This window comes from Lonsdalea britannica (assembly GCF_002111595.1).
In the GTDB taxonomy this organism is placed as follows: Bacteria; Pseudomonadota; Gammaproteobacteria; order Enterobacterales; family Enterobacteriaceae; genus Lonsdalea; species Lonsdalea britannica.
Genome location: NZ_LUTN01000003.1, coordinates 173,885 through 189,654, shown reverse-complemented (window position 1 = coordinate 189,654; position 15,770 = coordinate 173,885). Strand labels below are relative to the sequence as shown.

13 protein-coding genes and 2 pseudogenes are annotated in these 15,770 nt (G+C 56.2%); 9 read left to right on the top strand and 6 right to left on the bottom strand.

Annotated elements, in window-relative coordinates; all coding sequences use genetic code 11:
• The first annotated feature begins 116 nt into the window (after window positions 1–116).
• The 3 genes and pseudogenes from AU509_RS19020 (at window position 117) to AU509_RS03830 (ending at window position 3,189) form a co-directional block, all read left to right on the top strand.
• Window positions 117–604, top strand: a pseudogene (locus AU509_RS19020) (VirK family protein).
• Between the two features lie 248 nt (window positions 605–852).
• On the top strand, window positions 853–1,926 hold the full coding sequence (locus AU509_RS03835; protein WP_094117686.1) for a sugar ABC transporter substrate-binding protein: 1,074 nt from the start codon (window positions 853–855) through the stop codon (window positions 1,924–1,926).
• 12 nt (window positions 1,927–1,938) lie between these two features.
• Window positions 1,939–3,189 (top strand): LVIVD repeat-containing protein, encoded by a 1,251-nt coding sequence (locus AU509_RS03830; RefSeq protein WP_094117685.1) that lies wholly within the window; start codon window positions 1,939–1,941, stop codon window positions 3,187–3,189.
• A gap of 56 nt (window positions 3,190–3,245) precedes the next feature.
• On the opposite strand, the gene pgl is transcribed toward AU509_RS03830, so the two are convergent.
• Window positions 3,246–4,244 carry a 6-phosphogluconolactonase gene (gene pgl / locus AU509_RS03825; RefSeq protein ID WP_094117684.1) on the bottom strand — a complete coding sequence of 333 codons (999 nt, stop codon included), beginning with the start codon at window positions 4,242–4,244 and terminating at the stop codon, window positions 3,246–3,248.
• A 223-nt stretch (window positions 4,245–4,467) separates the two neighbouring features.
• Here pgl and AU509_RS03820 point away from each other — a divergent pair, with 223 nt between their 5' ends.
• Entirely contained in the window at window positions 4,468–5,286 is an 819-nt protein-coding gene (locus AU509_RS03820; protein WP_094117683.1) for a pyridoxal phosphatase, read from the top strand.
• 49 nt (window positions 5,287–5,335) lie between these two features.
• Here AU509_RS03820 and modC read toward each other — a convergent pair whose 3' ends face one another.
• The 4 genes from modC to AU509_RS03800 all read right to left on the bottom strand — a co-directional run bounded on the left by modC (window position 5,336) and on the right by AU509_RS03800 (window position 8,154).
• Window positions 5,336–6,394: a molybdenum ABC transporter ATP-binding protein ModC gene (gene modC, locus AU509_RS03815; protein ID WP_094117682.1), complete on the bottom strand. Its 1,059-nt coding sequence runs from the start codon at window positions 6,392–6,394 to the stop codon at window positions 5,336–5,338.
• The gene (gene modB / locus AU509_RS03810) at window positions 6,394–7,083 is read right to left on the bottom strand and encodes a molybdate ABC transporter permease subunit (protein WP_094117681.1); all 690 of its coding nucleotides are present in this window, start codon (window positions 7,081–7,083) and stop codon (window positions 6,394–6,396) included. Before modB ends, modC begins: the two co-directional genes overlap by 1 nt.
• Window positions 7,083–7,856: a molybdate ABC transporter substrate-binding protein gene (gene modA, locus AU509_RS03805; RefSeq protein ID WP_094117680.1), complete on the bottom strand. Its 774-nt coding sequence runs from the start codon at window positions 7,854–7,856 to the stop codon at window positions 7,083–7,085. The genes modB and modA overlap by 1 nt, the downstream gene beginning before the upstream one ends.
• Before the next feature lie 142 nt (window positions 7,857–7,998).
• The gene (locus AU509_RS03800) at window positions 7,999–8,154 is read right to left on the bottom strand and encodes an AcrZ family multidrug efflux pump-associated protein (protein WP_094117679.1); all 156 of its coding nucleotides are present in this window, start codon (window positions 8,152–8,154) and stop codon (window positions 7,999–8,001) included.
• 202 nt (window positions 8,155–8,356) lie between these two features.
• On the opposite strand from AU509_RS03800, the gene modE reads away from it, so the two are divergent.
• The 5 genes and pseudogenes from modE to gpmA all read left to right on the top strand — a co-directional run bounded on the left by modE (window position 8,357) and on the right by gpmA (window position 14,223).
• Window positions 8,357–9,148, top strand: a complete 792-nt coding sequence (modE, locus tag AU509_RS03795; RefSeq protein ID WP_094117678.1) for a molybdenum-dependent transcriptional regulator — start codon at window positions 8,357–8,359, stop codon at window positions 9,146–9,148.
• 71 nt (window positions 9,149–9,219) lie between these two features.
• Window positions 9,220–10,692, top strand: a complete 1,473-nt coding sequence (modF, locus tag AU509_RS03790; RefSeq protein WP_094117677.1) for a molybdate ABC transporter ATP-binding protein ModF — start codon at window positions 9,220–9,222, stop codon at window positions 10,690–10,692.
• A gap of 263 nt (window positions 10,693–10,955) precedes the next feature.
• Window positions 10,956–11,972, top strand: a complete 1,017-nt coding sequence (gene galE / locus AU509_RS03785) for a UDP-glucose 4-epimerase GalE (RefSeq protein ID WP_094117676.1) — start codon at window positions 10,956–10,958, stop codon at window positions 11,970–11,972.
• Between the two features lie 75 nt (window positions 11,973–12,047).
• Window positions 12,048–13,105: pseudogene (galM, locus tag AU509_RS03780) on the top strand (galactose-1-epimerase).
• A gap of 365 nt (window positions 13,106–13,470) precedes the next feature.
• Window positions 13,471–14,223 (top strand): 2,3-diphosphoglycerate-dependent phosphoglycerate mutase, encoded by a 753-nt coding sequence (gpmA, locus tag AU509_RS03775; protein ID WP_085653515.1) that lies wholly within the window; start codon window positions 13,471–13,473, stop codon window positions 14,221–14,223.
• A 317-nt stretch (window positions 14,224–14,540) separates the two neighbouring features.
• Here gpmA and aroG read toward each other — a convergent pair whose 3' ends face one another.
• Window positions 14,541–15,593 (bottom strand): 3-deoxy-7-phosphoheptulonate synthase AroG, encoded by a 1,053-nt coding sequence (aroG, locus tag AU509_RS03770; RefSeq protein ID WP_085653514.1) that lies wholly within the window; start codon window positions 15,591–15,593, stop codon window positions 14,541–14,543.
• Window positions 15,594–15,770 lie beyond the last annotated feature (177 nt).

Here is a 15,770-nt window from a genome sequence, read left to right as displayed (position 1 = left end):
GAGAATTCCTGATTTAGTTTTCCGAGGGGGCCTAATAGATTTTTTTTTAATGTTTTTTGTTAGTGCTTTAAACGTATAAGCCGTAAAGGTCTAGGCTCGGGCCGCCAGATGCGTCTATGCTCTTGGAGCTAATACGATTTACAGGGATTTTATTCACATCAAGGAGGACGTTTATGTCTCGTATGACCCCGTTGTTTTTAACCGTATCTTTATTGACCGTCGCCGCTAGCGCCTGCGCTGCCAAGCCTCTCACTAGCCAGTCAACCCTCATCAATGCACTGAATGAGGGAAGTGAAGTGGCCGTCAGTATCGACCTTTCACAATGTACGCCGCAGAATGGCGCCGTCGCCAGCCAGACCCGTGGCGGTCTGCGCATTCAGGCTATCGCTTGACCGGAGACAATACTCTGTCGTTCAGCGATGAACACTTTACGGTGGCGAACGACGGCAAACCCATTCAGCAGTTTATGCGCTATCAGGTGCTGCCGGATAACATCGTCAATTTCACGACCTACATGTACGATCTGCCCAGCCTGCAACAGCGCGGCACGGCGCTAAGCTATCGCTGCAACGTCGGTCAGGGCGTTTCTTTCTTCGCTAAATAAGCCTCAATCTAGCTCCCGCCGTCGCTGAGCGGGAGCCGCAATTTACGCCTCTGCTGCATTCTCCTTTTACGCTACGCCCTGCTCTCAAACCTCGCGAACAACCCGTTATAAGATAAAACCAAAAAACATAACGCGGGCTCTTTGCACCTTTCACCGTTGTCGCTATGATGCTTCATCCAGATAAATAGACATCCAGACATAAAGATATCCATAAACTGGCAACACGATTTCCCACCAAGGAGCCCATGATGAAGAAGTTTCACGCCGCGTTAGTGGCATTAAGCATGACGATCGCGCTGCCTGCGTTGGCAGAAAATACCCCTACTCTCGCTCCGCTGCCTGCCGCGCTAGCCAACCATAACGGTCCGGTGCGTATCGCCGTCATCCGTAATTTGGGCTCCGATGACAACACTACTCAGTTCGTTTCCGGCGTACTGGAAGAAGGGAAAAAACTCGGCTTCAAAGTCAGCACATTCCTGAGCAATGGCGACGATGCCCGCTTCCAGGACTTCGTCAATCAGGCTATCAGTCAAAAATACGACGGCATTATTCTGTCTCAGGGGCGTGATCCTTACTCCACCGAGCTGTTGCAGCGCATCGTGGACAGCGGCATCAAGGTCGCAGTATTCGACACCGCGGTGAATCGAGATATTCCCGGCGTTACCGTCACCCAACAGGATGACGCCTCTCTGACCAAGGAGTCCTTCGGACAATTGGTTAAAGATTTCAACGGCAAAGCCAATATCATCAAGCTGTGGGTAGCCGGATTCCCGCCGATGGAACGCCGTCAGGCGGCCTACCAGCAATTGCTGAAAGCCAATCCCGGCATTAAAGAGCTGGAATCCATCGGCGCCGTCTCTTCCGACGTGCAGGGCGACACCGCCAACAAAGTCGGCGCGGTATTGGCGAAATACCCGAAAGGGAAAATCGATGCGATCTGGGGAACCTGGGATGCCTTCAGCCAGGGCGCTTACAAAGCGCTTAAAGAGAACGGTCGGACAGAAATCAAGCTCTACAGCATCGACATCTCCAATCAGGATCTGCAGTTGATGCGTGAAGCCTCAAGCCCGTGGAAAGTCAGCGTCGCCGTGGACCCGAAACTGATCGGTAAAGTGAACTTGCGACTGGTCGCGAACAAAATCGCCGGCGAGCCAACGCCTGCCACCTACGAATTTACCGCCGCCTCAATTCCGCAGGCGCTGCTGGCAAGCCAGCCGGGTCCGGTCAATGTCGCCAGCCTTGGCAAGATTATTCCGGGCTGGGGTCAGACCGATGATTTCATCGCCCCGTGGTTTGCTACACTGGCTGCAAAAGCAAAATAACGGAGGCGAGTTATGGCATCAGCACCTTTGCCCACCCCCGATTACAGCCGCAATATGCGGCTCATCGGCCACAGCGATCAGGGCGGACGCTCTGATGGCGTACAGGTGATGGTTCATCGGGGCTACGCGTATATCGGCCATATGGTGTCGCAGGGCGTTTCCATCGTCGACGTTCGCGACCCCATCAACCCCAAAACGGTGGGGTTTATCCCCGCCCCGCCGGGCACCTGGAATATCCACCTGCAAACGCATGACGATCTGTTACTTGTCGTCAACGCCCGTGATCTGTTTGCCGATGCAAACTTCGCCGAGGAAAAGGTGTATTACACCCGCTCCGTAGCCGAAACGGTGGATACGCGCCAACAAGGCAATACCTGGAGCGCGGGTCTGCGGATTTTTGATATCTCTCGCCCTGACAAACCGCAGGAGATCGGCTTCCTGCCGTTGAACGGCATCGGCATCCATCGCATCTGGTACGTCGGCGGACGCTGGGCTTACGTCTCCGCTCTGTTGGAAGGCTACAGCGACTATATTTTCCTGACCATCGATCTGGCCGATCCGCGTAAACCGGAAGTCGCTGGCCGTTACTGGCTACCGGGTATGCACACCGCCGCCGGCGAAACGCCTGACTGGCCGGACGGGAAGCGCTACGCGCTGCATCACGCTATCGTCAGCGGCGATACGGCTTACGGCAGCTGGCGCGACGGCGGACTGACGCTGCTGGACGTCAGCGACCGCACGCAGCCGCAGCTGATCAGTCATCGTAACTGGAGTCCGCCCTTCGGCGGCGGCACGCACACCGCGCTACCCTTGCCGGATCGCGATTTACTGATCGTGCTGGACGAAGCGGTGCTGGACAATCAGGAAGACGGGGAAAAGCTGATCTGGGTCTTTGATATTCGCGAGCCGACCAACCCGGTCAGCATCGCGACCTTCCCCCAGCCGAACGAAGTGGATTATGTGAAGAAAGGCGCGCATTTCGGGCCGCATAACCTGCATGAAAACCGTCCCGGCAGTTTCATCAGCTCAACGCTCATCTTCGCGACCTACCAGAACGCAGGCGTACGCGTTTACGACATCAGCAACCCCTATCATCCCAAGGAAACCGGCGCGCTGGTGCCCGCCGCGCCAGACCGTATGATGGACCGGCGTCCCGGACGCCCGCGCGTCATTCAGTCATGCGACGTGTTTGTGGATGCAGAGGGGATTGTGTACAGCACCGACTACAACGCCGGGCTGTCTATCATCGAATACCGCGGATAATGCATAAACCCGGCGCGGATCTTATCCGAACCGGGTTTTCTTGTATCACTTCAAGCTTAATCCAACGCCAGAATCGTGACCCACATCGGTCCCTGCCCTACCGCATAACGCGACAGCGGCTGCAGATGCCCCCCTTCCGCGTTGATCTGATAGACCTCGATATAGTGCGACTTCTGACCCGCCACAATCAGGAACTGACCGCTGTTGTCGATATTGAAACCGCGCGGTTGGATCTCCGTCGGCTGATGGCCGATCAGCGTCAGATGGCTACCGTCCTCCGACACCCCGAGAATGCTGACCACGCTGGCAGTGCGGTCGGTGGTATACAGGAAACGACCGTTCGGCGTGATATGGATATCAGCCGCCCAGCGCGTTCCGGTGAAGTCCTCCGGCATCACATCCAGCGTCTGCACGCGGGTGATATTGCCGTCAGCATCTTTGATGTCGAAAACATCCACCGTACTGTCCAGTTCGTTAACGCAGTACGTGAATCGGTTGTTAGGGTGGAACACCATGTGACGCGGACCCGCTCCCGCAGCGGCAGGCAGATCGGCGGGCTGATGCTCGCTGAGTTTGCCTGCTGACGACAGATCATACAGACGGATGCGATCTTCTTTCAGGCAAGGCGCCCACAGCACCTTATTCTCCGGATCGATATTGGTAGAGTGGCAGCCCTCCAGACCATCCAGCTGCTGGATAAACTCTCCCGCGACGCCGTCGTTACCAATCGGGCTGACGCTGACGCAGGCATTACTGTATGACGCGCAGAACAGATAACGTCCTTCGTGGTCGGTAGACAGATGCGTTGGGCTACCGGGCAGCGCTGCCTCACCCGCCTGCGTCAACGTTCCGTCCGGCGCAATGCGGTAGCTGATCGCGCGAAACGAAGGACGTACGCCAACGTAAAGGTGCCGTTTATCGGGCGCAACCACCATGGGCTGAACCTGTCCAGGAGCTTCAACGACCTGTAACAACGTCAACTCGCCTTCGCTGTTGAGCCGCCACACGTGGATGTGCTGGCTTTCGGGACTGGCGGTATAAACCACTTGCTGCATTAGACTCTCCTTTAAACGCGGATTGCGCTTCTTAGCACTCAGACATCAATAGTAGACCGGAACGGCCTATCGCTCCTCACCTCGATGCGGGCGCAGTTGTAACATGGCTCACGTTCTGTAAGGGTTGGCTGACAGAACGAAGGGAAAGCAATTGGCCCTACAGCGCCCTCTCCTTACGGTGTACCATCTGAGAAAGTTTACCTATAACCCGAGAGAAATCACGATGACCTATCGCGCAATCGCCCTCGATCTGGATGGCACCTTACTTACCGCACAGAAAACCATTCTGCCCGCTTCGATGAAAGCGCTGGCCCTGGCTCGGCAGGCCGGGATCAAGGTACTGATCGTTTCCGGTCGTCATCACTCGGCCATACGCCCTTTTTATCAGGCGCTGGAGCTCGATACACCTGCTATCTGCTGTAACGGCTCTTATCTGTATCATTATCAGACAAAGCGTATCTCGGAAGGTCAACCGCTGACGTCGGAGCAGGCCAGAGGCGTGCTGAAAAAACTGCAGCAGTTCGACATCCACGGTCTGATGTACGCCGACGACGACATGCTGTATGAAAAACCGACCGGTCACGTCGTCCGCGCGCTCGCCTGGTCTGAAACGCTGCCGGTAGATCAACGCCCGAATTTCCGCCACGTGGATAATCTGGAGGAAGAAACCGCACGCGCGCAGCAGATCTGGAAGTTTGCCACTCACCATCCGGACAATGCCCACCTGAATGGTTTCGCGCAGCAGGTGGAAGAAGAGCTGGGCGTGACCTGTGAATGGTCATGGAAGGATCAGGTAGACGTGGCACAATCCGGCAACAGCAAAGGCCAGCTACTGCGCCGCTGGGTCGAAGAGCAAGGGTTGCAGATGCAGGATATCGTCGCTTTCGGCGACAACTTCAACGACATCAGCATGCTTTCCACGGTCGGTTTGGGTGTGGCGATGGGTAACAGCGCGGATGCGGTTAAAGAAAGCGCGGATGTCGTGATCGGTCACAACGAAGAACCGGGTATCGCGGAACTGATCATGAACCGGATCCTCTGATGGGAAAGCGCACAGGCTGCCATGCCGGTAGCCTGTGCCAGAACATGCATCACGGCGTAATCGAAACGCTTTTAATCTGAGCAAACAGCTGTTGGTCCGGGCACAATCCCAACTCATCTCTGGCCCACGGGGTGATTTTCGCCCAGAGGGCCTGACCGCCGACCCACAGTTTCACCTCGACCTGATCGCCGACCTCCAGACACTCCGCCACCCGCGCCGACAGCACGTTGCGAATACTGGTCGCCGTCGGCCGTTCCAATACCAGCGATACATCCGCCGCGTTGATGCGGATGCGCTGCGCGCTGTTCAACGGCGCGTCAACTTTCTGCACCCACAGAGTCTGGTCTCCTAGCGAAAGCGCAGTCATCGGATAATGGGGATGCTGCTGCAACACGTTCGTCTTCAGGATAGTGCTTTGCTCTTCGCGCGGCAGCCAGGGCCGCAACGCGCTGCTGGCCCATACCGTTTCCAGCTCACCTTGCGTTTTGACCTTGCCCTGATCTAACACCACCACACGGTCCGCCAGACGCCAGATTTCCTCCAGGCTGTGGCTGACGTAAAGGATCGGCGTTTTCACCTCTCGTCCCAACCGCTCAAGATAAGGCAATAACTCCCGCTTGCGCGGCGCGTCCAGCGACGCCAGCGGTTCGTCCATCAGCAACAAATCGGGCGCCGTCAGCAACGCCCGACCAATGCTCACCCGCTGCTTTTCTCCCCCCGACAGGGTCAGCGGATGACGTTTAAGCAGGTGTTCAATTCCCAGCAGCTGCACGATTTCGTCAAACTGCCTGCGCATGGCGGGAGCCATACCGTAGCGTAAATTGCCGGCGACCCGATAATGGGGGAACAGCCGCGCATCCTGAAAGACATAGCCGATTCGGCGTTGCTCGGGCGGCAGGAAAATACGGCGTTCGGTATCCACCAGCACCCGATCGTTGAGCTGAATATATCCGCTATCGGGCCGCGTGAGTCCAGCAATGGCGTTAATCAGCGACGTTTTTCCCGCGCCGGAAACGCCAAATATCGCGGAAATACCGCTAGCGGGCAGAGTCGACGTGACGCTGAGCGACAACTCGCCCAACTGCTGAGCGAAATCCAGTTGCAGCATTATCCCCCCAGTCGCCGCCGGCTCCAGCCGGTCAACCATTCCGACAGCAACAGCGCCAAGAGCGACAGCACGATAGCAATGAGGCACAGTCGGGCCGCCTGCGTTTCCGCGCCGGGCGTCTGGATCAGCGTGTACATCGCGAGCGGAATAGTGCGGGTTTCACCGGGGATATTAGAGACGAACGTAATCGTCGCGCCGAACTCCCCTAAGGAGCGCGCGAACGCCAGCACCGTGCCGACGATAATGCCGGGCAACGTCAAGGGCAGCGTGACGGTGAAAAAGACGCGCCACGGGTGCGCGCCTAGCGTGCGGGCGGCCAATTCAAGCCGTGGATCCACCGTTTCAAGTGACAGGCGGATCGCCCGCACCAGCAGAGGAAACGCCACCACGGCAGAGGCCAGCGCCGCCCCACGCCAGCTAAAGCTGAAACTGACGCCGAACCAGTCATAAAGCCAGGCGCCGATAACACCTTTGCGCCCCATGCCTACCAGCAGCAGATAGCCGATAACGACCGGCGGCAGGACCAAGGGAAGATGGATGAGGCTATCCAGTAGCGACTTGCCGGGAAACCGACAGCGCACCAGAATCCACGCCATCAGAATTCCCAGCGGCAGGCTACCGCTCACGGCTAACAGCGAGACCTTGAGACTCAGCTGAATCGCCTGCCATTCATAGTCGCTGAGCACCATTAGCGCGGAGTGAAACCGTAGCGTTTGAAGACGTCCGCGGCCTGCGGCGTTTTCAGGTAGTCAGAAAAGGCGTTGGCCGCCGCCGTGTCGTGATCTTTCACGATAGCAACCGGGTATTCCACCGGCTTATGACTGCTGGCCGGGAAGGTCCCCACAACCTTCACTTTCGCGCTGGCGACCGCGTCTGAACCATAAACGATGCCCAGCGGCGCTTCTTCACGCTCTACCAGCGCTAACGCGCCGCGCACATCGCTGGCGCGAGCCATCAACGGCGATAGGGTGTCCCAGGCTTTCAGGTTTTGCAGCGCCTCTTTGGCGTAGATACCCGCAGGAACATGGTCCGGATCGCCGACGGCCAGACGGCCGCCCTTGAGCAGGCTCGTCCATGGGGTGGAGGCATTGATATCGATCGATTTCACGTCGGCGTTTTTCGGTGCGATAACAACCAGTTCGTTACCCAACAGCGTATAGCGGCTGCCGTTGTCGATGAGCTGCTTGTTCTGAGCGTAATCCATCCACTGCTGGTCGGCGGAAATAAAGATATCGGCAGGCGCGCCCTGCTCTATTTGGCGCGCCAGCGTCGACGACGAGGCGTACGACGCCACGATCGAAACCTGCTTTTCTTGCTGATAATGATCTGCGATTTCCTGCAGCGCATTGGTCAGCGACGCCGCGGCGAACACCGTAACTTTATCGGTCGCCGCGGAGGCCCCAGCGATCATTCCCAGGCTTAATGTGACTACGGCCAGCCATTTTTTCCATGAATACTGCATGACAATGTTCCCCGTTATTTTACCGTTGTGTAGGCGATAATATAACGGTAGTTACAAAATGACATCTGCTTTGTGGAAGCTGAATTGACGAAATAATGACAGGAAAAAGTCCGGCGAACGCCGGACTTTTAAAGATAGGGGATCAGGACGCTTTTTGTGAAGATTTGGACTCGTGATGACCCAGGGCGGAGAAGACGTTAAACACCTCGCCCAGACCGTAGATGCACCCCAGAATCAAGGCCATCATCACCGGTACCATACATACCGCAAACAGCAGACTACTCAGCAACTCCAACATGTCGACCTCACTTGAAGCAATGGCTGTCGTGGCAAGACAGCAATCCAGATTCATCAGGCTACCGTCAAATGCTAGCCCGCGCTTGTAAACAGTCTACCCGAAAAGTATGAATTAATGCGGCCTTTCGTGCGATTTGCCCGCCGCGGAAAAAATGGTGACAATACCTTTCGCCGACGCGCTTCTCTCAATGGAACCTATTGCCATGCAAGCAGAAATTCTTCTTACCCTGAAACTGCAACAGCGTCTGTTTGCCGATCCCCGCCGCATTGCGCTGCTCAAACAGATCAAGCAGACGGGTTCCATCAGTCAGGGAGCCAGGTTAGCCGGTATCAGTTATAAAAGCGCCTGGGACGCCATCAACGAAATGAATCAGCTGGCCGACCAGACCCTCGTCGACCGAGTGACCGGCGGCAAAGGCGGCGGCGGCGCGGCGGTCACGAGCTACGGGGAACGCTTGATCCAGCTGTATGATCTCTTAGCGCAGATTCAACAGAAAGCCTTCGATGTCCTGCAGCAAGACAAGCTGCCGCTCGACAGTCTGCTAGCCGCCATCGCGCGTTTTTCCCTGCAAACCAGCGCACGCAACCAGCTGTTCGGCACGCTAATCAGCCGGGCGGAACAGCCGGTTCAGCAACATTTGGAAATTCTACTGGCCGACGGCAACACCCGAATTCAAGCCGCGATTACCGCCCAAAGCGCGGAACGCTTGCAGCTGACGCAGGGCAAAGAGGTGCTGGCATTGGTCAAGGCGCCCTGGGTGAGCGTCACTCCGCAGGATCAACCCACCGCTAACGCGGATAACATCCTGCCGGGCAAAATCACCCACCTGCAAACAGGCCTCGATCACAGCGAAATATGGGTGACGCTCACCGGGGGAGAAGTGCTGTGCGCGACGCTCTCCAACGCCACCGTTGCGCGCTATGCGCTTCGGCTCGACCAGTGCGTCAACGCCAGCTTTAGCGCTGAGCAGGTGATTATCGCCACGCTGTGCTGAGCCGAAAATGCGCCGATGACTCGCACGCCGACAAAATAAAGGGCGCAGGAATACTCACTAAGGAAACCACTATGTCATTTTTGCAACTGCATCAGGCACGCTATCGACTCAGCGACACCCGCACGTTTTGGCTGGATGACGTCACCGTCCGCCAAAAAGAGAGCTGGGCGTTCGTCGGCGCCAACGGCAGCGGCAAATCGGTGCTGGCAAAGGCTATATCCGGCGAGTTGCCGTTGCTGGAAGGCCAGCGACAGTGCGACTTTCAGCGCATCGCGCGGCTGTCGTTCGAACAGTTGCAACAGTTGGTGAACCAGGAGTGGCAGCGTAACAATACCGATATGCTGAGCGAAGGCGAAAATGATACCGGCCGCACCACCGCAGAAGTGATTCAGGACGCCATCAGCGACGACGCGCGCTGTTCCGCGCTGGCCGAACAGTTCGGCATCGCCCCTCTGCTGCAACGGCGTTTTAAGCATCTGTCCACGGGCGAAACGCGTAAGGTTATGCTGTGTCAGGCGCTGATGCCGCAGCCTGACCTGCTGATTCTGGACGAACCGTTCGATGGGCTGGACGTCGGTTCCCGTCAACAGCTGAGCGACCTGTTAGCGCAGTTGACGACACAGGGCTATACGCTGGTGCTGATCATCAATCGCTTCGAGGACATTCCCGCGTTTGTCGAACACGTCGGGGTACTGGCGGACTGTTCGCTCACCCGTCAAGGCCAACGCGAGAAGATTATGGCGGATGAGCTGGTGGCGCAGCTGGCCTACAGCGAGAAACTCCACGATGCCCGTTTACCAGAGCCAGAATCGCCGCGCCCGCAAGGCAGCCCAGACGCATCGCAACAGCCGTTGATCCAACTTCATCACGGAGTCGTGAGCTACGACGACCGCCGGATACTGGACGACCTCAGTTGGACCGTGATGCCCGGCCAGCACTGGCAGATTATCGGGCCTAACGGAGCAGGGAAATCGACGCTGCTGAGTCTGATCACCGGTGACCATCCGCAGGGCTACAGCAACGATCTGACGCTGTTTGGCCGTCGACGGGGCAGCGGTGAAACCATCTGGGACATCAAGCGACACATCGGTTACGTCAGCAGCAGCCTGCATATGGACTATCGCGTCAGCATCAGCGTCCGCCACGTCATTCTTTCCGGATTTTTCGACTCTATCGGCGTGTATCAAACCGCTTCCGACCGGCAAAACCAACTCACGGCGGAGTGGCTGTCATTGCTGGGTCTGCCCGACGCCACGGCGGATGCGCCCTTCCAATCGTTATCCTGGGGACAGCAGCGTCTGGTACTGATCGTCCGCGCGCTGGTGAAACACCCCGCCCTGCTGATCCTTGACGAGCCATTGCAGGGATTAGATCCGATAAATCGTCAGCTGATCCGCAGCTGGCTGGACCGACTGATTAGAGAAGGCGACACGCAGCTGCTGTTCGTCTCGCACCATGCGGAAGATGCGCCGCACTGCATCACGCATCGCCTGGAGTTTGTCCCGGAAGGTTCAACCTACCGCTACCAGCAAGAGGCGTGCTGAGTTGACCAGTATGACCCGGCGATGTCGTCGGGTCCGTCCGTTTAACGCTCCGGCCATCAGACCACCTTTGTGAGAGCGATTCCACGAATTTACTTTTCAGCTTATTCTGTAGGTAAAACACTTAATTGTTTCGTGGAAGTTTGTACACTGTCTTCATGATGAGAGCATCAGGCTCAACAAAGCGCATTGTTCCCCTTTTCAATCGATTTTACGTCGGGCTTTGCATGCTCCCTCTTTTCCCTATTTTTTGACTAGAGGTCATTATGAAGGTACTGGTTACAGGTGGGAGCGGTTACATAGGAAGCCATACCTGCGTGCAGTTGATCGCCTCAGGCCATCAGCCCATCATTCTCGATAATCTGTGCAACAGCAAAGCGAGCGTCGTCCCCACCATCGCGCGACTCAGCGATCAAATTCCTATCTTCTATCAGGGCGACATCCGCGACCGACAGCTGCTGGATGAAATTTTCTCCGAACATGTAATTGATGCCGTGATTCACTTTGCCGGTCTCAAAGCGGTGGGCGAGTCGGTGCAAAAGCCGATCGACTACTATGATAACAACGTCTATGGGACGCTGACGCTGGTCGACGCGATGAGAAAAGCCAACGTCAAAACGCTGATATTCAGCTCTTCGGCCACGGTCTACGGCGATCAGCCGCAGATCCCCTATCAGGAAAGTTTTCTCACGGGCATGCCTGCCAGTCCCTACGGGCGTAGCAAACTGATGGTGGAGCAGATCCTGCAGGATCTACAACGCGCTGAACCAGAGTGGAGTATCGTGCTGCTGCGCTATTTCAATCCGGTCGGCGCGCATCCGTCGGGTGAAATGGGGGAAGATCCGCAGGGGATCCCCAATAATCTGATGCCATATATTGCGCAGGTCGCCGTGGGTCGCCGCGATTCCCTGGCGATATTCGGCAACGATTACCCTACCGCCGATGGCACTGGCGTAAGAGACTATATTCACGTTGTCGATTTGGCGGACGGTCACATCGCCGCCATGAACACGCTGCATCGCCAGCCCGGCGTCCACATCTATAATTTGGGAGCTGGCGTGGGTTACAGCGTGTTGCAGGTCGTTGCCTCATTCAGCAAAGCCTGCGGCAAACCTGTGCCTTATCACTTCGCGCCGCGACGTGAAGGCGATTTACCCGCCTACTGGGCGGATGCGGAAAAAGCGGCCCGCGATCTCAACTGGCGCGTGGCACGGACTCTGGATGAAATGGCCGCCGACGTCTGGCGCTGGCAGTCTTCTCATCCGACGGGCTTTCCTGACTAATTTCGACGGCAATGGCGTCTCTCCGCGCCGTATCACTTAGCGGGACGCGTTGTCAGTCGCGAAGTGGAGAGCGCAATGCATAGTGAAACAACCGATATGCTGGCCCCGGATGGTCAGCCTTTTCAACGACATATACTGCGAAATGCCTCCGGTATGTCTGTCACCGTGATGGACTGGGGCGCGACGTGGACGTCTTGTCTACTGCCGCTGCCCCCCAATGAAACCCGTGAAGTCCTGCTCGGCTGCGCGCCCGAAGATTATCCTCGTCAAAGCGCCTACCTGGGCGCCTCCGTTGGTCGCTATGCCAACCGGATTGCCGATGCGGTCATTGAGAAAAGCGGACACGTCACTCCTCTCGCGGCCAACAGCGGAAAAAACCAGCTGCATGGCGGCCCTGTCGGGTTTAATGCGCGTCGTTGGCAGATTGTCCAGCACAGCGAGAATGCCATCACCTATCAGCTGCACTCTCTAGCGGGCGATCAGGGTTTCCCGGTCATCTCACCGTAGAAGCGCATTATCATCTCACCGACGACAATCAGCTGACGATCACCTATCGTGCGGAGGTCGACACTCCCTGCCCGGTCTGCCTGACCAACCACGCCTATTTCAACCTCGACGAGACGTTTGAGGATGTGCGCCAACATCACCTACAGCTATTCGCCGACCAGTTTCTGCCGACCAACGCGGAAGGCATTCCTTTCGGCGAGATCAAGTCTGTTGCCGGCAGCAGCATGGATTTCCGTCTGCCGAAAACGCTGATGCAGGATTTTTTGGCGGATGACGATCAACGCGCGGTCGGCGGCTATGACCATGCCTTTTTACTGCGGCAGGATACTCCCTCGCCCCATCCTGCCGCCGTGTTGTGGTCTAGCGATAAGCGGATCAGACTGGACGTCAGCACTAGCGCACCCGCGTTGCAGGTGTACACCGGCAATGCGCTTGAAGGCACGCCGGATCGTAACGGTAGCCACTACCCTAACTATGCTGGCATCGCGCTCGAAAGCGAGTTTTTACCGGATAGTCCTCATCACCCCGAATGGCCGCAGCCTGACTGCTGGCTCAAGCCGGGAGAAACCTACCTGTCGCTGACCAGCTATCGGTTTTTCTTCGATGACGCGCCGAACGTGCTCTAGCAGCTCAATGAATGATGTCTGGACTAATGTCCGCGACCTTAGGTCAGATCAAAAATCATCGGCTGATTATGAGTACACTATCCACAGCCCTGACCGGCGATAGGTGGCCCGAATAGTCACCAGAAGATACTATATGGATCGTCGGTTTTAATGCCGCCCGTTGGCCGCCCTTTTCGGTCATCGGTCCCCTGATACTCTGGCATTTGGGGAAAGTGACAAGCTGAACCGATCAAGCTAGCTGTTTTATGCCGCAATTGCGCGCAATAAACTGACAGTGAGACGACAAGCGATTGCCGATGACTGTTCTACAGCCCTATAATGTGGCCAGTCATTACAGAAATCTTAGGATCTGAAGGAGTTAAGCTATGGCTGTAACTAAGCTGGTACTGGTACGACACGGCGAAAGCCAGTGGAACAAAGAAAACCGCTTCACCGGCTGGATGGACGTTGAACTGTCTGAAAAAGGCGTCAACGAAGCCAAACAGGCTGGTAAATTACTGAAAGAAGAAGGTTTTTCTTTCGATTTCGCTTACACCTCCGTGCTGAAACGTGCCATCCACACGCTGTGGAACGTACTGGACGAACTGGATCAGGCTTGGCTGCCAGTAGAAAAAAGCTGGAAACTGAACGAACGCCATTACGGTGCTTTGCAGGGACTGAACAAATCCGAAACCGCTGATAAATACGGTGACGATCAGGTGAAACTGTGGCGTCGTGGTTTTGCCGTGACTCCGCCGGAACTGACTCGTGAAGACGACCGTTTCCCGGGCCACGATGCGCGTTATGCTTCTCTGACCGACGAAGAGCTGCCGCTGACTGAAAGCCTGGCGCTGACCATCGATCGCGTGGTCCCGTTCTGGAATGAAACCATTCTGCCGCGTCTGAAAAGCGGTGAGCGCATTGTCATTGCTGCCCACGGTAACTCACTGCGTGCGCTGGTCAAATATCTGGACAACCTGAGCGAAGACGAAATTCTGGAACTGAACATCCCGACTGCCGTACCGCTGGTTTACGAATTTGACGAAAACTTCAAACCGACCAAACGTTACTACCTGGGCAACGCGGACGAAATCGCCGCTAAAGCTGCAGCAGTAGCGAACCAGGGTAAAGCGAAGTAATTTCGCTTCCACCTAATAAAAAACCCGGCTCAGGCCGGGTTTTTTTATGCCCGTCTTAAATCACTTCTCAAAGAGGCGATGGAAGACTGCGGATACGTCACTTTACTCTGAGAGCTTTTCGCAGACGCTGACGAGACATGATGCACGCCTCCTCAGAGAGTTCCCCCTATTGTCCAATGAAGCGGACATAGACGGAATCAACCAAACCAGGCAGACTCAGGCTCACACACCTCTTCCCCTATCCCGTCCTTCGCTGCCCCAATGTGAAACCACCGCCATAAAGGCGGTGGTTTTTATTTGATCGTTCTGACAGACGATTAGCCGCGGCGTTGACGCACAGCTCCGGCTAACTGACGCAGCAGCGTTGCGGTATCATCCCAGCCAATGCACCCATCGGTGATGCTTTTACCGTACACCAGCGCCTCGCCGCTATCCGGGTTTTGATTGCCTTCGACCAGATGACTTTCGATCATCACGCCCATTATGGCTTTTTCGCCACCCGCGATCTGCGCACAGACATCAGTACCTACGTCCATCTGTTTCTTGAACTGTTTGCTGCTGTTGGCGTGGCTAAAGTCGATCATCACCTGCGGCGTCAATCCGGCTTTTTCCAAACCAACTTTCACTTCCTGCACGTGCTTCGCGCTGTAGTTAGGCTCTTTACCGCCGCGCAAAATGATATGGCAGTCATTGTTGCCGCTGGTATTCACGATAGCGGAGTGGCCCCACTTGGTCACGGACAGGAAGCAGTGCGGCGCCTGAGCGGCGTTAATCGCATCGATGGCGACCTTGATCGTGCCGTCGGTGCCGTTTTTGAATCCAACCGGGCAAGACAGACCGGAAGAGAGCTCACGGTGTACCTGAGACTCTGTGGTACGCGCGCCAATCGCGCCCCAGCTCATCAGATCGGCCAGATACTGCGGCGTGATCATATCCAGGAACTCGCCCGCCGCCGGCAGGCCGGTATCGTTGATATCCAGCAACAGTTTGCGAGCGATGCGCAGGCCGTCATTGATCTGGAAGCTGTGGTCCATGTAAGGGTCGTTGATAAGTCCTTTCCAGCCCACCGTCGTACGCGGTTTCTCAAAATAAACTCTCATGACGATTTCCAGCTCGCCATTCAGTTCCTGACGAAGCTCCCCCAGCTTAGCCGCGTACTCTTTCGCGGCTTTAACATCGTGAATGGAGCAAGGACCGATAATCACCAGCAGACGATCATCGCCGCCGTGCAGTATTTTATGGATGGCAGAGCGGGCCTGAGATACCGTCTTGGCGGCATTTTCCGTCGCGGGAAATTTCTCCAGCAGCGCGACAGGTGGCAACAACTCTTTGATCTCTTTAATTCTTAAATCGTCGTTTTGATAACTCATAGTAATCCCAATCATTCCCGAACGGTGGGCTTAGCCTGTGGTCATTGCCCACAATCCCGTCAGCCACAAATAAAAGCAGGAAACCCCGCGGATGATGCATTATAAAACAAGCTAACGACTAAAATCCCTGAATAATTCACCCTCGTCCGAGGAATACCCAGGCGCCTACGGTGTTTC